Genomic DNA, 18,970 nt, shown 5'->3' on the forward strand with positions numbered 1-18,970 from the left:
TTTACAAAAGTATCCTATAATAAAGTAAGATAAATGATAGATATGAAAAATAAATAAAGGAATGAAAAAAATGTATATAACGATAGAAGAGGCTGCTGAGTATTTAAACCTCCCGAAGTCATATATTGAAGAATTAGTTCGGCAAAAGCGGATCCGTGCTGTATATGATGGGGAACAGTACTTGTTAAATAAAGAGCAGTTTAATACACATTTAGAGCAGATGGAAAAATATAAACAATTAATCGAAGAAATATTAAATGAACCAATTCCTGAAGATATGGATGTTAAAGACGAAGATTAAAATGAATAGTAAATGCTATTTAAAATTCTGTTTGAAGGTATTTGAAACAGAATTTTTTTTTGAAATGATGAGTATGATTCATGTTGATTTACTGTCTGGATTCGTTAACGAAAACCGAGGTAGTCTAGCATCCCAAAAGGGCATAGTGCATAGTATTTTGCCCTATTCAGTGAGAATGGAACCATTTTATATACAGACGGTCTGTTGTATAATCAAGTAAAGTGGATGTAGTGTAATAATAAAGAGGTTATTTAAAGGGCAGCGATTGTTCTGAAAGTAACTTCATCATTATAATATAAAGAGTTAGTAAATATAATGAGGTTTGGGGACAAATTAAGAGGAGTATTTACTATGAACAAATTGAAAAGCTTGATGCAAGAGGAAAGAGAAGCTTTAAAAGTATTTTTATTATTATTCTATATTATATTCTTTTTATATGACATTATATACTTTTTTGTATATCCTACAATGAATATAAATGAAGCGAAGGTAGGATGGCCCGAAGGTGGGCTAGGAATTGGCGTGCATATTTTTGTTATTTTATTATTTCCTATTTCTATATATTTACAAAGACGGGGATATACATATTTTATAAAGTATTTATTTCTAATGGGGTATATGGCTGTAGACTTTATTAATAACTTAATGATTTATTTGAAAACAGATCGGGGATTTGATAACGGAAATATGGTTGAAATATTTTTCGTTTTATTCGCGCCAGTGTTTGTGAATAAAAGATATTTTTATTTAGTTTCTGCACTCGTAATTGGAAAATATACATTTTTTTGTTTGTTTTTACAAGATGGGAAAGTTATTATTCCGCTCGTTTTATGTATCTTTTTCTGTTTGATTTCACATTCTTTACTAAAAAGATTTCAATCGTATGTTAGAACTGTACTAGAAATCTTGAGTCGTGTGAAGCAGACAGAAAATTTAGCTTTAATCGGAACGATGTCTACAACAATTGCACATGAAATTCGCAATCCTTTAACAGCTTTAAAAGGTTTTACTCAAATTCAAAAAGAGCGGAATCCAGATGAAGCGATCAGTTATGAGATTATGTTAAAGGAAATTGAACGAATTAACGAATTTGTGAATGAATTAATGATATTAGGAAAGCCAAAATCAAAAGAATATACATGTTGTAATATACAAGATATTTTAATATATGTTGTTCGATTAATGGAAAGTTATGCAGACCAATATCATGTGAAGATTCATATGCAATTAAATAGGGAATTACCAAAAGTCAATGGAGATGAAAAGCAATTAAAACAAGTATTGTTAAATATTGTTAAAAATGGGATTGAGTCCATGAAGGAGGGCGGTAATCTTAAAATTTCTGCTCAGGCAAACATGAAAGGTAAGTTATCCTTGTTTATTGAGGATCAAGGATGTGGGATAAATGAGGAAGAAATGAAAAAGCTCGGTAAAGCATTTTATACAACAAAAGAAAATGGAACGGGTCTTGGATTAATCATTACACATAAGATTATTCAGGAGCATCAAGGAAGTATGAATATAAAAAGTAGCATTGGTGCAGGTACAAAGGTAGAACTAACGTTACCAACAGTATAAAATGCCTTTATATTGTGCCTCATGATTTGTTTCTAGAAATTGTATAATAATTTTAAAGATGACATAGCCACATATCTTTAGGACAAGAGCACTTTTCTGAAAAGTGCTCTTGTTGTGTAAATATAAACATTTTATAAAATGTATTAGAGTACTTTTTTTTATAAAATACTTCGTTTATAATGAAGGAAAATATCGACATGGGCTTTATATTTCTGTAATGGTTTCTTGGTTTATTAAGGGATGCGCACGCATCTTTTTTCTATGCAGATTAGATGAAAGAGGTGGTATGATGGAATTAACATTAAATTCGACTGTATGCTTACACACAATTCAATTTCGAAAAGAGCAAAAGAATTATATTGTAAAGGATACAATTACAGGAGAAAAATATGAAATGCCGCCACTTTGTATCGATGCACTTGCAATGATGCGTGACGGATTTTTATTAAGAGAAATTGAAGAGAAGTTAAAGGAAGAATATCCAAATGAAGAAGTAAACATCCTTGCATTTACGAGGCAACTGTTAGAATTAGAACTAATCGAAATGGTGGATGGAGAAGAAATTGCTTGTACAAAAAAGAAAGATCGAGATTATTTAGCTTGGATTCGTCCGAGAATTGAACAGTTTGTTATGAATTTAAATAGAAAATATCGAAGCAAAGGTCAAAGATGACCTTTGCTTTTTTAGTTGTAAAGCTTGGGGATTTTTGTTATTTAAATTGTAAGAAATTTCCTATTTTTGTTACGAGAATAAAAATAGGTATTCACCCAATAGAAAAGGATTGCATATTGTAACTTATGTAAATAAATTGCTCCAAAGGAGTGAGTATAGTGACAGGGAAAGTGTTAAATTATTATGCTGGAGGAAACACTGCTCGAGGATTTCATAATTTATTTGATGAATGTTTAACGGGGTTAGATCGATTATTTATATTAAAGGGGGGCCCAGGTACAGGGAAATCATCATTGATGAAAAGTATAGGGCGTGAATGGAATGAAAAAGGGTATGATATTGAACTGTTACATTGCTCTTCAGATAATAAATCAATTGATGGTGTTATTATTCCGAAATTAAAAGTAGGTATTGTAGATGGAACAGCGCCGCATGTGATCGAGCCGAAGATGCCTGGTGTTGTGGAGGAATATGTGAATTTAGGAACGGCATGGGACGCGGAAGAGTTAAAGAAACATAAGAAAGAGATTGCGCGGTATATTTCGGAAGCAAGCGGAGCGTTTCAATCTGCGTATAGTTGCTTTCAAGAGGCTTTAGAGGTACATGATGTGTGGGAAAAAATTTATATTGATAACATTGATTTCGAAAAAGCAAATGAATTAACAAATCAGCTTATTCAAAAATTATTTGCTCATCATACAGGAGAAAAAGCAGTTGTGAAACATCGTTTTTTAGGAGCAGCAACTCCAAAAGGAGCAGTGGATTTTGTACCAAATTTAACAGAGGATATCCCGCATCGCTATTTTATAAAAGGACGCCCAGGGTCTGGAAAATCGACAATGTTAAAAAAAATAGCAGCTGTAGCAGAAGAAAAAAGATTCGAAGTTGAAGTATATCATTGTGGATTTGATCCAAATAGTCTGGATATGATAATTGTAAGAGAATTAGGGTTTGCGATATTCGATAGTACAGCGCCTCACGAATATTTTCCGAGTCGAGAGGGGGATGAAGTAATCGATATGTATGAACTCATCGTCACGCCGGGTACAGATGAAAAATATGCGAAGGAAATTCGTGAAGTATCGATACGATATAAGTCAAAAATGAATGAAGCAATATCCTTTTTAGCAAAAGCAAAAACAGTTCGAGATAAGTTGGAGCGAATTTATATAAAGGCGATGGATTTTTCAAAAGTTGATGCATATAAAGATGAAATACAAAGGGAATTTGAAAAAATTGAACAATTGGTTGTTCAGAAGTAACGATTGCTTGGTAGGCTGTCAGGGACTTCCTGACAGCTAGTTATGTATTGTCGAATTTCCAGGGAAATGATCAAAAAATAGGGAGATACATATGAAAGAAAGAATTCTAGTCGAATTAGCAAAAATTGAGAAAGAACATGACGTGGAAATTTTATTTGCAGTAGAGGCGGGCAGTCGTGCATGGGGATTACATTCTAAAGCTAGTGATTATGATGTTCGGTTTGTCTATGTTCACCGTTTGGAGTGGTATTTATCTATAGATGAAAAGAGAGAAGTCATCGAATGTCCCATTCATAACACTTTAGATATAAGTGGATGGGATATTCGAAAGGCATTGCGATTATTTGCAAAATCAAATCCATCTTTATTAGAATGGATTCATTCTCCGATCTGTTATGTGAAAAACTCTGACTTATCAATATGTTTACAAAAAATGAGCGAACATCGTTTTAATCTCAAGTCAACAATGTACCACTATTTGCATATGGCTTCGAAAAATTATCGTAAGTTTTTACAGGGAGAGGACATGCAGGTGAAAAAATATTTTTATGTATTGCGTCCGATTTTAGCATGTAAGTGGCTAGAGGAGAAAGGAACCGTGCCACCTGTGGAATTTGCACGTGTCATAAATGAACTCTCTTTCGAACATAGTGTTTTAGAGGAAATAAAGTATTTATGTTGGATGAAAAAAACAGGAGATAAGTTAGATACTTTACCGAGAATGCCTAGATTACATCAATTTTTGGAGGAACAAATCGCATATTATCAAGAATATGCAAAACGTATTGAAAAAAGAACTGTAGTAGAAAATGAGGAATTAAATCGCTTGTTCCGAGAGATTGTATTTGAAAAGAGCAGAAACGTTTGTGTGAAAAATTTATAGAAAATGTTTTTCAGTACAACAAAAGCACAAATTATAATCTATCAGAACTGACTTGCAAAGTTTGCTATCACATCGCTATTAAAAAGAGAAACAGAGACTGTCCAAAAGAGATACTTTTGGACAGTCTTTTACTTATCATGATTTGAAGTCTGGTTAGGAATAAAGAAAACAGAAATAGCGGCAATCAGACCTGCAAATGCAAACACATAAAAATTCCATACTTGATTATACTGCAATGTCATGAAGATACCGATAATAATGGGGGCAGCAATCGCACCGATTCTCCCAAGACCAAGTCCCCAGCCTAAAGCAGTAGCACGTATACGAGAAGGGAAATACTGAGTGACATATGCATTTAATATTTGTGTGATACCAACGGAACCAATTCCAGCAATGCCAATTAAAATATAAATCATAGTAGTGGAAGTCTGTATGGTTAATAATCCGATACAGATAGCGGCCATAAGGTAAGAGAAGCTAATGACGATTTTTGCCCCAATTCTATCTGCGATGGCTCCTGCAAATAAAGCTCCAATTGCTGCGGTGATATTAAGCATTAACAAGAAGGATAAACTAGAGCCTAACGGATAGCCAGCTTTCCGCATCATTTGAGGCAACCACGTATTTAATCCATAAATAAGAAACATCCCCATTATATAAGTGAGCCAAAGGAGTAGGGTTGCTATTATATATTGCTTTGAGAATAATACGAAATATCCACCTTGCTGCTTTTCCTTAGAGGATGGCTTATATGTTTTATTTTGAGATAACTGAATTTGAAAGCATTCGCTAACTCGAATAGCCTCTTCTTGGCGATTGCGTGAAAGTAAGAATTGAATTGATTCAGGCAAGTAACGAATAATAATAGGAACGAGAAGAAGAGGAATCATGCCAATACCAAACATTGTTCGCCAACCGAAATCTTGTAACATAAAGATGGATAAAATAGCTCCTAACACAATTCCTAATGGATAACCAGTAAACATAAGTGCATAAATAAAGGATTGCCGTTTCTCGGGTGAATATTCAATTGTAAGTGCAGAAGCAGTCGGAATGACACCACCTAGACCAATGCCGCCAATAAAGCGAAAAAGACCAAATAATTCAGGGGATGAAGCAATAGCAGCTAAGCCCATTGTTAGAGAGAAAAGAGATAAACAAAATACTAAGGTCCATTTTCTGCCGATAAAATCTGTAATCGTTCCGACAAGTATGGCACCAATAAACATACCAAAAAGAGCATAACTGGCAATTGTACCTGCTTGAGTCGGCGATAAAGCCCAATTTTGATCTTCTAAAAGCGTTGGCAAAATAGCCCCATAAATACCTAAATCGTAGCCATCAGCTAAAATAGCTAACCAACAGATCAGAACAACAAGTCTTGTAGTAGAATTTGAAAGGACTGTTTTTGTGGATTCTGGATGAGGAGAAGAGATTTGCATCATATACACCTCTTTTTTTTCGATTTACTGTATTATTTGGTTATATATAAACAATTCCCTTCAATTGTCGAATTTTTTCGCTATTTATACACCTTTTGCTTCAAGATTCAGCAAGTGATTATACAGAAAAATGGACTCATCCAAATAGCTTGTTGAATAAGTCCATTTTTTCTTAAAGTATAAGGTTATTCTTCATATACTTGTTTTAAAGGTTGGTTAGCAGGGCCTTCTACTACATCCCCATTAATGGAAAAGCGCGAGCCATGACAAGGACAATCCCATGTACAGTCACCGCTGTTCCATTCCACTTCACATCCGAGATGTGTACAAGTTGTATCGACGATATGTAATTTCCCATTATCATCTTTATAGGCACCAGCACGTTTGCCATTCACTCTTACGACAGCACCTTCGCCATTTACAAGATCTTCTGGTTTACGAAGAGCAAATTCTAGTTTTCCTTCAATGAGATGTTTAGCTACATCTAGATTTTGAGAGGCAAACGTTTTTATGTCTGGATCAGCATGAAAGCGCGATGGCGCAAAGAGTTCTTTATAAGGACTGTTTCTTTTTTTGATAGATGTCGTTAATAGTTGTGCTGCGACAGTTGAGGTCGTCATTCCCCATTTGCGGTATCCGGTTGCAACAAATATATTTGGATTATTTTCATTGATGTGTCCAATATAAGGAACTTTATCTAAAGTGATTAAATCTTGTGTTGACCATCTATAAGGAATGTTTTCTATTTCAAATATTTCCTCAGCAAAGGAGTGCAGCGCCTCATAATGAAGCATCGTATTGATTCCTTGTCCTGTTTTATGACTTTCTCCCCCAACAAGAATCAGTTTTGTTCCGTCTATCGTGGTGGATCGTAAAGAACGTGTAGGGTTATCAATACTTAAATACATGCCCCCTGGATATTCTGTTTTAGATTGAATAGCAAGTACATAGGAGCGCTCTGCATACATTCTTGTAAAGAAAAAACTACTCTTATCATAGAACGGAAAATGAGAGCATAGGGCGACATATCCAGAAGTGATACGCTGTCCACTTTTTGTAATGACTTGTGGATAAAATCCTTTTTCTATATCAATTGCCGTTGTATGTTCATAAATGGTACCGCCCATTTTAATAAATTCCTCAACAAGCTTTTTTAAGTAGTGAAGAGGATGGAATTGTGCTTGTTTTTTCATTACAAGGGCAGCTTGAATGGAAAGAGGAACGGGAATAGACGTTACATACTCACACGGAATGTCTAGTTTTTGGTATGCCTCGTACTCTTTTGTTAACTTTCTTAGCTCATCTTTACATGTTGTATATAAATAGGCATCTTCTTCTGTAAGTCCACATTCGATATGATGTGTTTTTACAATTTCTTTTATAAATTGTAAAGCTTGATTATTCGCTTCATAGTAGAGACGGGCTTTATCTATACCAAAGTGATTGATGAACTCATCATAAATGAGGTCATGCTGTGCGGTAATTTTTGCTGTTGTATGTCCAGTTGTCCCATTTAAGATACGGTCAGAATCCAGTAAAACAACTTTCATACCTTCTTTTGCGAGTAAATAAGCAGTCGTAATTCCTGTAATACCAGCACCAATAATGACAACTTCTGTTTTTATATTTTCAGATAGAGCAGGAAAGGTAGGGAGTGAGGTAGAGTCAATCCAGTAAGAATGAGGAAATTTAGGAAAAGAATGATTAATCATGATGCAAGCCTCCTAATTTAGGATATTTTTCCTATTCATTTTTCCCACTTATATGAAATTCATGTGAGAAAATTTGGTATGAAACGTAAAATATTTTGTTAGGAGAAATATTTTTATAATGATATATCAATATAATATTTTTGTTATTCATTTTAAGAGTGAATATTTTGTGAAATAAAAATTTATATAGGAACTAGCTCAACTCATATCTAATAAAAAAAGAGCTTTTTATGTATATCAATGAGTTTTTAATATAATGGATAACCCCTGTTAAAACATAGGTTTTTTCTTTGGTAAAATAAGATATGATTATAAAAGTATAACCACATTTTATGACCTAGTAATAAAATGTGTTGACAATGTAGAAAGTCTATTGATATGATTCAACATGTGGAAAGGTTGATAGAGAGTAAAAAGAGAAATGTTTTTCATTGATAATAAAAGCGATAATAAGTGACGATAGAGTGAGTATATTTTCCTTATGATATAAGCTTTTTTGCATCATCTAGTCATATCAATCTGGAAACAACAATTGATCTATGCAGTTTGCGTAAGCATGGCATAAGAAAGGGGCAAAAGGATGAAGGAGCTTCATACGTTTGGATGGTATGCAGCACGTGTATCACCGCACTTGCCAAAAAAAGCATTTCAACCAGTTCCGACCCGTCTATTTGGCGGTTTAGCTTATTTGCTTGTGGCAGTAGCAGGGTTAATAACGATTGGTTTGTTTGAATTGAATGCGTGGGTAAATCTCGGAATTGCACTTGTTCTTGGATTGTGTTTTGCTTCACTTGGATTTTTAGGGCATGAAATTTTACATGGAACGGTTGTAAGAAAAGCATGGCTTCGTGATTTATTAGGAGCGATTGCGTTTATGCCATTAACTACAGGACCAAAGCTTTGGAGAAAGTGGCATAATGCGACGCACCATGTTCATACACAACATGAAGAAAATGATCCAGATGCATGGCCAACACTTGAGAAGATGAAAAAGAGTCAATTTTTAAGATGGGTGTATCGTTTACCACTTCACGTACGTTCATTCTTTAGTTTTTTGTCATTAACAATTCAATTTACATTACACTCAACTCGAATGTTCTTTCATTTTATAAAAGAATTTAAAACGTCGAATCAACGAGCGGTATGGCTTCAACTTCTTTTGCCATGGACGGTTTGGATGAGTCTTTTGTTTATTATGGGACCGATGAAATGGTTGTTTGCATATGTGATTCCGTTATTCATTGCGAACTTTATTGTAATGGCGTATATTGCAACCAATCATCGCTTAAATCCAATTGTTCCTGTAAATGATCCATTAGCAAATTGTTTATCTGTAACAGTACCACGCTGGGTTGATGTATTACATTTCAATTTTTCATATCATACAGAACATCATTTGTTCCCTGCGATGAGTTCGAAATACTATCCATTAGTAAAAGAGAAAATTAAAGAAATGTGGCCGGAACGTTATCATGAAATGCCGATGAGTAAAGCGTTAGTAGCGCTTTGGAAAACACCGCGCGTGTATTATGAAGGCAGTGAATTGATTGATCCGCAAAAAAAGCATTTCTATGGGTCGCTAGGAAATGGACTAGATCCGGAGAATGTTTCGTATCGTGAGGAGCATGTGAAAGAAGAATCAATGAACAAGGCAAATTCATAATTGTAGATAAAGAAAAGCAAGCTATGATCAGTAGCTTGCTTTTCTACATAGAAACGGCTTTTTCCTTTTGGTTATTCATTTGTACAGCGTTACTTTGCTTATGACTCAGCCTTTTTTCTAGGAGATTCACTAAATAAGTGAATAGTAAAACAAGGACAAGATAATAGATACCTACTACGATATAGGTATTTAATTGTTGGTAATTTCCAGCGGCAATCGATAACCCAGATCCCCATAATTCTGACATACCGACGTAAGCAACAAGAGAAGAATCTTTTAATCCAATAATAAATTGATTTCCTAAAGGAGGTATTGAAAGGCGAAATGCTTGTGGTAATATAATGCGACGCATAGCTAGTGGATAAGACATTCCGAGAGAACGGGCAGCTTCTAATTGCCCGCGGTCTACAGATTGAATTGAGCCGCGGAAAATTTCTGTAATATAGGCACCATTATGAATCGCTAAAGCAATGGCACCGGCCCAAAATGATGTGAAAACAACGATAGAAGTAATACCGAAGTACAAAATCGCAATTTGTACGATTAAGGGAGTACCGCGAATAACAGCAATATAAATATGAGCAATACTATTTAATAGTTTGTTGTTTGAAATGCGAAAGAATGCAAATAGTAATCCAATGAGTGAACCAAGTAGTAAAGAAGTTAAAGTCAATTGCAATGTGATAAGAACTGCTTTGAGCAACGTTGGATAAGTAGATAAAAAAATTTCAATCATTCATTTCACCTCATATTGGTTAGCTTTTATAGTGGATATAAATACCCCACAATTTATGTGGGGCACCGTATTTTTTACAGAATAGGAGAATTGTTTATTTTGTTTTTTCCTCTTCTCCAAGAATGTTGCGACCAAACCATTTCTTACTAATTTTCTCGTACGTGCCATCTTTAATAATTTCGTCTAATGCTTTATTCACTTTATCAACCATTTTTTTATCATCTTTGCGAACAGCGATGGCCATTTCATCAAGATTTAATGGTTTTCCAGCTTCTTTTATAGAAGAATTTCCTTCTTTTATCATGCGAAGTCCAACCATTTGGTCGGTAATAACAGCATCAACACGACCAGGTTCTAAATCCATAAGAGCTGTAAGATCGCTATCATACTCTGTTATTTTATCTGTTTGCTTTTCAACAAGTGCTTTAAATGTACTTGCCTTTACAACGCCAACTTTTTTCCCTTTTAAATCATCAACAGAGGAGATGGAATCATTCTGTTTTGATACGAAGATTTGAGCGCCAGAACGATAATATGGTTTTGTGAAACTAACAGCCTTTAATCGTTCTTCTGTAATTGCCATACTTCCTAAGATGACATCATATTTTTTAGCCTGAAGACCTTGGATTAATGTTTCCCAAGGGTTGGTAACAGGTGCAGGCTTCATTCCCATTTTTTTTGCAAGAGCTTCTCCAATTTCAACATCGAAACCCATAAGTTTCCCATCATTTTCTTTATAATTAAAAGGTTTATATAATCCGCTCATTGCATAACGAAATTCTTTTTTTCCATCTGTAGACGTAGTACGACTTTCTTTACTACAGGCCCCTAATATGAAAGACATACTCAGCGTAATGGTTGCAACGATAGTAAATACTTTCTTTTTCATATAACCCCTCCTATATATTGTTCCTATCAATACGGACATTTTTATATATGGTGTTGGGTAGTAGTGTATGTGTCCGCTTTGTCTTTAGACACTATAAAACATTTCTTAAAAACTGTTTTGCCCGCTCATTTGATGGTGTGGAGAAGAATTGTTCCGGCGGAGCATCTTCGACAATTTGACCATCATCCATAAAGATGACGCGGTCGGCTACATCTCGTGCAAAGCTCATTTCGTGAGTAACAATAATCATCGTCATTCCTTCACTAGCAAGTTCTTTCATCACTTGTAATACTTCGCCAACAAGTTCAGGATCAAGAGCTGATGTAGGCTCATCAAATAGCATGATTTTCGGGTTCATCGCAAGAGCTCGTGCAATGGCAACACGTTGTTTTTGACCACCAGATAATAAGTGCGGTGTGATATTTGCTTTATCTTCTAACCCGACTTTTTTTAATAAATCCATTCCGATTTCTTTTGCTTTTGCCTTATCTAACTTTTTTACATGAATGGGTGCTTCTGTGATGTTTTCTAATGAGGTCATATGAGGAAAGAGGTTAAAATGTTGAAAGACCATACCAACGTTTTCGCGGACTTTGTTTAAATCTGTATGTTGAGGATCAATTTGTTCCCCTTGTAGACGAATGTTACCTTCATCGTACATTTCTAAAAAGTTAAGACAGCGGAGTAAAGTGCTTTTCCCAGAACCGCTTGCACCAACTAAAACGACAACTTCTTTTTCCTTTACTTCTAAGTTAATTCCTTTTAAAACATGTAATGAGTCAAATGATTTTACTAAATTTTGAACTTCAATCATACCAATCCCCCAGTGAATTTTATATTTTAATAAATCTGTCCCTTCTTTTTGTTATTAGTCATAAAACGGCAAAATCCTCTATTTTTTAAAGTTTTAGATGTTATGTGTGAAATTTTATTTCATGAGCCAGTATAGTATTTTTCGCGTTATATGGAGAAGATTGCGATTTATTTTCTTATTATAAGGTATTTCTAAAATCTTTATATCTTTCTATAATAAAAATATGGATAATAATATATAAGTAGTATTTATATAGTTAATGGGGAGGAATGCGAATATGGAAAGAGAGCAAAAAAACTTTTCTTTTGGTTTACGTATGCAGCTTATGTTATTTACAACAATTTTGGCATTGATTACGTATTCGACAAGTTTATTTTTTATTTATGTGTTGTATGACTATTTTCAAAGCTATGTAAGTCAAACAGTGTATAATATTGTTGTAATGCTGTTAGGAGTAATATGGTCTGGTATTCTAGCATATGTTGCAGCAATTTTTTTAATTAAACCTTTACGTAAATTGGAGGAAGCTGCTCATAGAGCTGCTGAAGGTGATATTCGTGAAAATGTACCACTGCCAAAAGTAGATGATGAAATAAAATCCTTAAGCGTTGCTTTTAATATGATGCTAGGAAATTTGCGCACAATGGTAAATAATATCGATACAACATTTTCTTATACAAACACGCAAGTACAGCAAATTAGAAAACAAACAAATGAAGCGACAAAGCAGGCACAAGTTGTATCAGAAACATTAGCTGAAATTTCCTCAGGAGCTGAACAGTCAGCAGCATCTATTCAGACGATTGTTTCCACTGTCGATAAAACAACATCCATTGCTAGTGAGGTGGAAGAAAAGGCAAAGCAATCTGATCAATTATCTTCTGAAATGGTACAAGCATTAGGTCAAAGTACGCAAGTATTCACATCGCTTATTAAAGGAATTCAGACACTTGCAAAAGAGAATGAACAATCGATGCACAATGTGCAAAAATTAGAAGAACGAATGAAACAAGTTGAACATATTGTCTCTGTGGTAAGTGAAATAGCGAGTCAAACAAATTTATTGGCGCTAAATGCATCAATTGAGGCTGCTCGCGCTGGAGAACACGGAAGAGGATTTGCTGTTGTAGCAGAAGAGGTTCGGAAGCTAGCTGATGAGAGCGATAGTTCAGCGCGAAATATATCCCAGTTACTTTGCGATATGAAGAGCGAAGTACAACAAGTAGCAACGCAAATGACAGAGCAAGTTAAGTCTGCTAACGAAGAAGCGAAGCGCGGAGAAGCAACTGAATTGATTTTAAAAGAGATGTCAAAAAGTATTATGGAAGTAGCGGATGCAACGAAAAAGATTAGTGGTTATATGAAGGAGCAAGTTGAACATATTCATGTAACAGGTACGCAAACGAAAGCAGTAGCAGCAATTGCAGAAGAAACATCGGCAGGCTCACAAGAAGTTGCAAGAGTAACCATGCAACAATCTAAAAATATGATAGCAATTGATCAATTGTTAGAAGAATTAGAAAAACAGGCAACGGAGTTAAAACAAACAATAGAACGATTTATGTTATAAAAGGAAGAATGATTTTATGTTCTTCCTTTTTATTTTGCGATAGTTTTCCTATCCTACATACTTTCTAGCTGAATAACACAATGTATCATATGAAACAATGGGACTCCATTATGTATATCTTAGTCAAAAAAGAATTCTACACTCCCGTCTCATTTTATATCGTTTAACCGAAGAGCGAGAATTGGCAAGAGAAGAGAAAGGGAAACAACGACGAAAAAGAATGAAACATATGTCTAAGCATCGTCAAACACATTCTATTTATGTATATATTACCAATACATCTTTTTTGCTTTTTCTAAATAGAAGTTTTCTATAAGACATATAACCTTGCCTACCAAATAAATTATTATCCGTAACACTTATATCAAAGCAAAGTTCTCGTAAAATCGCTTTGATATTCAAAAACATTAATAATCCTTTTGTATCGACTTTTTTTGAAAATTCAGGTTTAAATTTCTCATATAGGTGTATTACATGTATATAACAGTTAAATAAAAATCTGAAGGAGGAAGGATATTATGCATAAGAATAAAAGAAAACCAGTGGTCCATGAATGTCAAAATGAACAGGAAGTATTTATGAAAGTAGAGGAGTTAGAATTACAAGGGATTCACCAAGATGACATGTATGTCTTAACACATGAAAAACATCGAACAGAAAGGGTTGCAGATGATGCAAACACAAATACGATTGGAGTAAAAGAACAAGGGTTAGGCACAAGTATTATCAACTTTTTCTCCAAAAAAGGGGACGAACTCCGAAATCAAATGGAAGAAATGGGTCTGTCGAAGGAGGAAGCTACCTTATATGAAGAAAAACTAGATCAAGGGAAAATTTTACTTCTAGTAACAGCTGAAACACCACTTGTAAGTGATAGACAGCCACAAAACTATAATTCTCTTTTATAGATGGCAACATCTGCTAAATAGATAAGTAACTACTCAGTTACTCTGTAAAAAAGGAAGACAAGAACTTTTTTTTACATGGTAGAGTGGGACTGGCGATGCATAGGAGCGGTCAGTGCCCTTTTCTGCCCCGCGCAAAGTTTGAAAACAAAGAGATACAGCGAGATATAGGTCCATTGTTATCTTCATGGCAGTAAGTATACGACTTATTAAACTTCTAAATGTAATGTATAGCTGAGTAGTTACATAGATAAGGAAATAAACATAACATAGAAATGCCAATTTCCTATTTCCACAAAAGAGGGAAAAGGTAAATGGGAGCAAACAAAGGGGTCAAAAATAAAGTGAAACTTTAATCAGTGTGGGGTTCTTCATCCCCACTGATTATGAGCCCTCACCAATCGGGCTGTTACTCCCACCTCTCTTCCTTGCTTCTCTCTGAATCTTGAGGTGGGAGTCTTACTGCCCTCAAATAGCGGGGGAAATAAAAAATTCATTTCCTTCCTTCACCAAGGGTGGAAATGCCCCCCCTATACATAATGGATGAACAAAGGAGGAGTAAAAATATGGGGTTAATTATTACATGTATTGTAGGCGCTCTAATTGGAGCATTAGCAGGGGGGATGACAGGAAAAGATTTCCCAGCAGGCATTTTAGGGTATATTATTGCTGGATTAATTGGTTCATGGGTAGGTACAAAATTATTTGGTGAGTGGGGACCAGAATGGGGAAGTATTTTCGTCTTACCAGCTTTATTAGGTGCAATTGTATTTACTCTTTGTATGACACTGCTTTTACGAACAGTAAGGAGTGCGTAGTCATAACTGATAGAAATAAGATGTAAATAGGCTATATTTTAAGCTGTAGCAGTGAAGAAAATAAAAGTAGAGAAGGATGAGGAAAATGCTTTAATTCTTCAGCAACCGATCGTTTTACATACCTATTTCTTAAAAGAGAAAATCATTCATGAACGAGATCGCATTTTAATTATTGATAGTACATTTCGTACATTAGAAATGATAGATACAAAGTATCATCTCATTTTAAATTATTATGAGGCGGAACTAGAACGTAGCAAGATTTTGCGAAACATTTAGAATATACTGCAGGATAATACAGGTGAAAGGAATCACCTTCATATGAATCACATGCCATACATATGAGAAAAGAAATTAAATAGCGAGGAGAATCGCAATGCTAGTAGACAAGCTCTTTTGTATTTAATAGTCCAATATTTATTATATACACAAAATAAATAACTATATTGTGAGATACGTGATGAAACTGCTTATAAAAATGCACTTATATATGATTGAAAAAAATAGTTTATGAAATATTTTATTATATAATGTTAATCTTTTCACAAAATTAGAAACGCTTTTTAATTATGATGTACTGATAAAATATTAAACGAACTTAATGGGAGGCATAGCAAATGCAACATCCGATTCATATTACTTCAGAGATTGGGGAGTTACAAACGGTTTTATTAAAACGACCCGGGAAAGAACTGGAAAATTTAACACCAGATTACTTAAAACAATTATTATTTGACGATATTCCCTACTTACCAATTGTTCAAAAAGAACATGATTATTTTGCACAAACTTTACGTAATCGGGGTGTTGAAGTTCTTTATTTAGAGAAGCTAGCAGCTGAGGCATTAACTGATAACAAACTTCGTGAAGAATTTGTGAATCGTATTTTAAAAGAAGGGAAAGCCGATATCAATGTTGCACATGAAACATTAAAAGAATATTTACTTTCCTTTTCAAATGAAGAATTGATTCAAAAAATTATGGGCGGTGTGCGAAAAAATGAAATTAATATTAATACAAGTAAAAAAACACATCTATACGAATTAGTGGAAGATCATTATCCGTTTTATTTAGATCCAATGCCAAATTTATATTTTACTCGTGATCCGGCGGCTACGATAGGTGAAGGGGTAACAATTAACAAAATGAGAGAACCGGCACGTAGACGTGAATCATTGTTTATGGAGTTCATTATGAAATATCATCCACGATTTGCAAATCATAATGTACCAGTTTGGTTAGATCATGATTATAAGTTTCCAATTGAAGGCGGAGATGAACTGATCTTGAATGAAGAAACAGTTGCGATTGGTGTATCCGCTCGTACATCAGCAAAAGCAATTGAACAGTTGGCTAAGAATTTATTTAAACGCCAAAATAAAATTAAAAAAGTTTTGGCAATAGAAATTCCAAAATGCCGAGCATTTATGCATCTAGATACAGTCTTTACGATGGTTGACTATGATAAATTTACTATTCATCCAGCTATCCAAGGGCCAAAAGGAAAGATGAACATTTACATTTTGGAAAAAGGTCCAGATGAAGAGACGCTTAAAATTACACATCGCACTTCTTTAATGGAAGTGTTAAAAGAAGTTTTAGGTGTAAAAGAATTGGTACTGATTCCTTGTGGGGGAGGAGATGTAATTGCTTCTGCTCGTGAACAATGGAATGATGGATCAAATACATTAGCAATTGCTCCAGGAGTAGTTGTAACATATGATCGCAATTATGTATCAAATGCTTTATTACGTGAACATGGAATTGAAGTAATTGAAGTATTAAGTTCGGAATTATCACGCGGTCGTGGGGGGCCACGTTGCATGAGTATGCCGATTGTTAGAAAAGATATTTAGTTATAAATAACCGGGGAAAGAAGGTAATGACAAGCCTGAACTTAAAAGGAAGAAGTTTTCTTCCTTTTAATATACTCATTCACTATTTGTAATACTACAAATTAAGAGAGGTAAGTGGAATGGATGAAAAAAAGAAATTAGGATTATTTACTTTAATAGCCCTTGTAGTTGGTTCTATGATTGGCGGTGGTGCGTTTAATTTGGCGAGTGATATGGCCAAAGGCGCGGGTGCAGGGGCCATTATTATTGGATGGATTATAACGGGTGTTGGAATGATTGCTCTTGGCTTATCCTTTCAAAATTTAAATGATAAAAGACCAGATTTAGATGGTGGTATTTTTAGTTATGCAAAAGCTGGATTTGGTAACTTTATGGGATTTAATAGCGCGTGGGGTTATTGGTTGTCAGCTTGGCTAGGTGTTGTTGCTTACGGTACATTATTATTTGCTTCATTAGGTTATTTCTTTCCTATTTTTGACGGAGGGCAAAATATCGCATCTATTATTGGAGCAAGTGTATTACTTTGGGGATTTCACATGTTAATTTTACGCGGAGTACAATCAGCGGCACTGGTGAACTTAGTAACAACAATTGCGAAATTAGTTCCTGTTTTTGTATTTATTATGGTAGGAATTTTCGCTTTTCATTTTGATATTTTCTTAGATGGCTTTTGGGGACAAGCTGGTTCTTTTTCTTGGGGAGAAATAGGTGACCAAGTTAAAAGTACAATGCTTGTAACAGTTTGGGTATTTCTTGGTGTTGAAGGGGCTGTTGTCTTATCAAGCCGTGCTAAAAATAGAAGTGATGTTGGAAAAGCCACAGTTATTGGATTAATTGGTACATTGATTATTTATATTTTAATTACATTATTATCTTTGGGACTCATGAAACAAGCAGACGTAGCAAATTTGAAAAATCCAACTATGGCATATTTATTTGAAAGTATAGTTGGAAAGTGGGGAGCAATCCTTATTAATTTAGGTTTAGTTATTTCTGTGTTGGGCGCTTGGTTAGGTTGGACATTACTTGCATCTGAAATTCCATACTTAGCTGCTAAAGATGGAGTATTTCCGAAATGGTTTGCAAAAGAGAATAAAAATAAAGCTCCTGTGAACTCGTTATGGTTAACAAATGGACTTATTCAAATTTTTTTATTAACATTTGTTATTTCAGAGCAAGCATATCATTTTATTTTCTCTCTTGCATCCTCAGCTATTTTAATTCCTTATGCTTTTTCAGCATTTTATCAACTTAAATATAGTTTGAAATCTGAAGAAAATGATCGTAGAAAAAATATAATTATTGGATTGATTGCGAGTATTTATGGAGTTTGGTTAGTGTATGCTGCAGGATTCGAATACTTGTTATTAACAATGACCTTATATGCACCTGGTATTTTCATTTTTCGCAATGTTCAGAAACGAACAAATCAAAAACAAATATTTACTCGTCTAGAATTAGCATCATCTGTAGCAATTGGTGCGCTAGCATTCTTTGCTATTTATGGATTAATTACAGGAAGTATTACCTTATAAAATAAAAAGTGTAGGCATAGGTGTAATAATTTGTATATTACCGTTCACATTTAATAAATTAATTCAAACCATTGATAAAACATGGTACTATGCGGGGAAAACTGGTTTAGAGGCAATTGAATATAGAAAAGAAGACAGTGAATGCAAGGTGGAGAAAAATGGGAAGAAACTGCAGAAAAATTGTGTGGTTACTTTAAAAAATTATCGAAATCATGCACAAGCATTCCAGCTTGTTTTGTATTCAGCTCCAAAACAAAAGATAAAAAGTTATCAAGTACCAACGAAGGCACTGAAAAAGTGATTACTTTGAAAAAATAACGTGTATTTTATCAA

The 18,970-nt window shown here is 34.4% G+C and carries 17 protein-coding genes and 2 pseudogenes; 13 read left to right on the plus strand and 6 right to left on the minus strand.

Translation table 11 applies throughout. The features are described from left to right. Nucleotides 1–70 precede the first annotated feature (70 nt). From MR058_RS12720 to MR058_RS12740, 5 genes are all read left to right on the plus strand, one after another. Nucleotides 71–301, plus strand: a complete 231-nt coding sequence (locus MR058_RS12720) for a helix-turn-helix domain-containing protein (protein WP_242144459.1) — start codon at nt 71–73, stop codon at nt 299–301. Between the two features lie 351 nt (nt 302–652). Beyond that, nucleotides 653–1,879 carry an ATP-binding protein gene (locus MR058_RS12725; protein WP_242144352.1) on the plus strand — a complete coding sequence of 409 codons (1,227 nt, stop codon included), beginning with the start codon at nt 653–655 and terminating at the stop codon, nt 1,877–1,879. 289 nt (nt 1,880–2,168) lie between these two features. Continuing rightward, nucleotides 2,169–2,552, plus strand: a complete 384-nt coding sequence (locus MR058_RS12730) for a hypothetical protein (protein ID WP_242144353.1) — start codon at nt 2,169–2,171, stop codon at nt 2,550–2,552. 158 nt (nt 2,553–2,710) lie between these two features. Continuing rightward, nucleotides 2,711–3,814: a PRK06851 family protein gene (locus tag MR058_RS12735; protein ID WP_242144354.1), complete on the plus strand. Its 1,104-nt coding sequence runs from the start codon at nt 2,711–2,713 to the stop codon at nt 3,812–3,814. Nucleotides 3,815–3,905: 91 nt separating this feature from the next. Continuing rightward, nucleotides 3,906–4,697 (plus strand): nucleotidyltransferase domain-containing protein, encoded by a 792-nt coding sequence (locus MR058_RS12740; protein WP_242144355.1) that lies wholly within the window; start codon nt 3,906–3,908, stop codon nt 4,695–4,697. 128 nt (nt 4,698–4,825) lie between these two features. On the opposite strand, the gene MR058_RS12745 is transcribed toward MR058_RS12740, so the two are convergent. Beyond that, the gene (locus MR058_RS12745) at nt 4,826–6,139 is read right to left on the minus strand and encodes an MFS transporter (RefSeq protein ID WP_396021444.1); all 1,314 of its coding nucleotides are present in this window, start codon (nt 6,137–6,139) and stop codon (nt 4,826–4,828) included. 185 nt (nt 6,140–6,324) lie between these two features. Further along, nucleotides 6,325–7,851 carry an FAD-dependent oxidoreductase gene (locus MR058_RS12750; RefSeq protein WP_242144357.1) on the minus strand — a complete coding sequence of 509 codons (1,527 nt, stop codon included), beginning with the start codon at nt 7,849–7,851 and terminating at the stop codon, nt 6,325–6,327. Nucleotides 7,852–8,431: 580 nt separating this feature from the next. Between MR058_RS12750 and desB the strand changes: the two genes are divergently transcribed. After that, nucleotides 8,432–9,514 (plus strand): Delta(10) desaturase DesB, encoded by a 1,083-nt coding sequence (gene desB, locus MR058_RS12755; RefSeq protein ID WP_242144358.1) that lies wholly within the window; start codon nt 8,432–8,434, stop codon nt 9,512–9,514. Nucleotides 9,515–9,557: 43 nt separating this feature from the next. Here the strand turns inward: desB and MR058_RS12760 are convergent, their stop codons facing one another. The 3 genes from MR058_RS12760 to MR058_RS12770 form a co-directional block, all read right to left on the minus strand. Further along, nucleotides 9,558–10,250 carry an amino acid ABC transporter permease gene (locus tag MR058_RS12760; protein WP_242144359.1) on the minus strand — a complete coding sequence of 231 codons (693 nt, stop codon included), beginning with the start codon at nt 10,248–10,250 and terminating at the stop codon, nt 9,558–9,560. 94 nt (nt 10,251–10,344) lie between these two features. Then, on the minus strand, nt 10,345–11,139 hold the full coding sequence (locus tag MR058_RS12765; RefSeq protein ID WP_242144360.1) for an ABC transporter substrate-binding protein: 795 nt from the start codon (nt 11,137–11,139) through the stop codon (nt 10,345–10,347). 91 nt (nt 11,140–11,230) lie between these two features. Further along, nucleotides 11,231–11,953 (minus strand): amino acid ABC transporter ATP-binding protein, encoded by a 723-nt coding sequence (locus tag MR058_RS12770; RefSeq protein ID WP_242144361.1) that lies wholly within the window; start codon nt 11,951–11,953, stop codon nt 11,231–11,233. A 259-nt stretch (nt 11,954–12,212) separates the two neighbouring features. Here MR058_RS12770 and MR058_RS12775 point away from each other — a divergent pair, with 259 nt between their 5' ends. Continuing rightward, the gene (locus MR058_RS12775; RefSeq protein ID WP_472927012.1) at nt 12,213–13,523 is read left to right on the plus strand and encodes a methyl-accepting chemotaxis protein; all 1,311 of its coding nucleotides are present in this window, start codon (nt 12,213–12,215) and stop codon (nt 13,521–13,523) included. 269 nt (nt 13,524–13,792) lie between these two features. On the opposite strand, the pseudogene MR058_RS23675 reads toward MR058_RS12775, so the two are convergent. Then, nucleotides 13,793–13,931: pseudogene (locus tag MR058_RS23675) on the minus strand (acyl dehydratase). A gap of 110 nt (nt 13,932–14,041) precedes the next feature. Between MR058_RS23675 and MR058_RS12780 the strand changes: the two are divergent. The 6 genes and pseudogenes from MR058_RS12780 to MR058_RS23680 all read left to right on the plus strand — a co-directional run bounded on the left by MR058_RS12780 (nt 14,042) and on the right by MR058_RS23680 (nt 18,955). Continuing rightward, nucleotides 14,042–14,431 (plus strand): YflT domain-containing protein, encoded by a 390-nt coding sequence (locus MR058_RS12780; RefSeq protein ID WP_242144363.1) that lies wholly within the window; start codon nt 14,042–14,044, stop codon nt 14,429–14,431. A gap of 563 nt (nt 14,432–14,994) precedes the next feature. After that, nucleotides 14,995–15,246 carry a GlsB/YeaQ/YmgE family stress response membrane protein gene (locus tag MR058_RS12785; protein ID WP_242144364.1) on the plus strand — a complete coding sequence of 84 codons (252 nt, stop codon included), beginning with the start codon at nt 14,995–14,997 and terminating at the stop codon, nt 15,244–15,246. A gap of 81 nt (nt 15,247–15,327) precedes the next feature. Further along, nucleotides 15,328–15,588, plus strand: a pseudogene (locus MR058_RS12790) (ParM/StbA family protein); the annotation flags it as partial. 275 nt (nt 15,589–15,863) lie between these two features. Next, the gene (gene arcA, locus MR058_RS12795) at nt 15,864–17,102 is read left to right on the plus strand and encodes an arginine deiminase (protein WP_242144365.1); all 1,239 of its coding nucleotides are present in this window, start codon (nt 15,864–15,866) and stop codon (nt 17,100–17,102) included. 119 nt (nt 17,103–17,221) lie between these two features. After that, nucleotides 17,222–18,637, plus strand: coding sequence for an arginine-ornithine antiporter (gene arcD, locus MR058_RS12800; RefSeq protein ID WP_242144366.1), 1,416 nt, complete (start codon nt 17,222–17,224; stop codon nt 18,635–18,637). 141 nt (nt 18,638–18,778) lie between these two features. Further along, nucleotides 18,779–18,955 (plus strand): hypothetical protein, encoded by a 177-nt coding sequence (locus tag MR058_RS23680; RefSeq protein ID WP_396021445.1) that lies wholly within the window; start codon nt 18,779–18,781, stop codon nt 18,953–18,955. The last annotated feature ends 15 nt before the right edge of the window (nt 18,956–18,970 follow it).

Origin of the sequence: Bacillus cereus group sp. BfR-BA-01430, assembly GCF_022663115.1 — a bacterium.
Lineage (GTDB): Bacteria > Bacillota > Bacilli > Bacillales > Bacillaceae_G > Bacillus_A > Bacillus_A cereus_BD.

Excerpts from the sequence above, each read along its gene's own strand:
- MR058_RS12720 (WP_242144459.1), top strand. The coding sequence starts at position 71 with ATGTATATAACGATAGAAGAGGCTGCTGAGTATTTAAACCTCCCGAAG.
- MR058_RS12725 (WP_242144352.1), top strand. The coding sequence starts at position 653 with ATGAACAAATTGAAAAGCTTGATGCAAGAGGAAAGAGAAGCTTTAAAA.
- MR058_RS12730 (WP_242144353.1), top strand. The coding sequence starts at position 2,169 with ATGGAATTAACATTAAATTCGACTGTATGCTTACACACAATTCAATTT.
- MR058_RS12740 (WP_242144355.1), top strand. The coding sequence starts at position 3,906 with ATGAAAGAAAGAATTCTAGTCGAATTAGCAAAAATTGAGAAAGAACAT.
- MR058_RS12745 (WP_396021444.1), bottom strand. The coding sequence starts at position 6,139 with ATGCAAATCTCTTCTCCTCATCCAGAATCCACAAAAACAGTCCTTTCA.
- MR058_RS12750 (WP_242144357.1), bottom strand. The coding sequence starts at position 7,851 with ATGATTAATCATTCTTTTCCTAAATTTCCTCATTCTTACTGGATTGAC.
- desB (WP_242144358.1), top strand. The coding sequence starts at position 8,432 with ATGAAGGAGCTTCATACGTTTGGATGGTATGCAGCACGTGTATCACCG.
- MR058_RS12760 (WP_242144359.1), bottom strand. The coding sequence starts at position 10,250 with ATGATTGAAATTTTTTTATCTACTTATCCAACGTTGCTCAAAGCAGTT.
- MR058_RS12765 (WP_242144360.1), bottom strand. The coding sequence starts at position 11,139 with ATGAAAAAGAAAGTATTTACTATCGTTGCAACCATTACGCTGAGTATG.
- MR058_RS12770 (WP_242144361.1), bottom strand. The coding sequence starts at position 11,953 with ATGATTGAAGTTCAAAATTTAGTAAAATCATTTGACTCATTACATGTT.
- MR058_RS12775 (WP_472927012.1), top strand. The coding sequence starts at position 12,213 with ATGGGGAGGAATGCGAATATGGAAAGAGAGCAAAAAAACTTTTCTTTT.
- MR058_RS12780 (WP_242144363.1), top strand. The coding sequence starts at position 14,042 with ATGCATAAGAATAAAAGAAAACCAGTGGTCCATGAATGTCAAAATGAA.
- MR058_RS12785 (WP_242144364.1), top strand. The coding sequence starts at position 14,995 with ATGGGGTTAATTATTACATGTATTGTAGGCGCTCTAATTGGAGCATTA.
- arcA (WP_242144365.1), top strand. The coding sequence starts at position 15,864 with ATGCAACATCCGATTCATATTACTTCAGAGATTGGGGAGTTACAAACG.
- arcD (WP_242144366.1), top strand. The coding sequence starts at position 17,222 with ATGGATGAAAAAAAGAAATTAGGATTATTTACTTTAATAGCCCTTGTA.
- MR058_RS23680 (WP_396021445.1), top strand. The coding sequence starts at position 18,779 with ATGCAAGGTGGAGAAAAATGGGAAGAAACTGCAGAAAAATTGTGTGGT.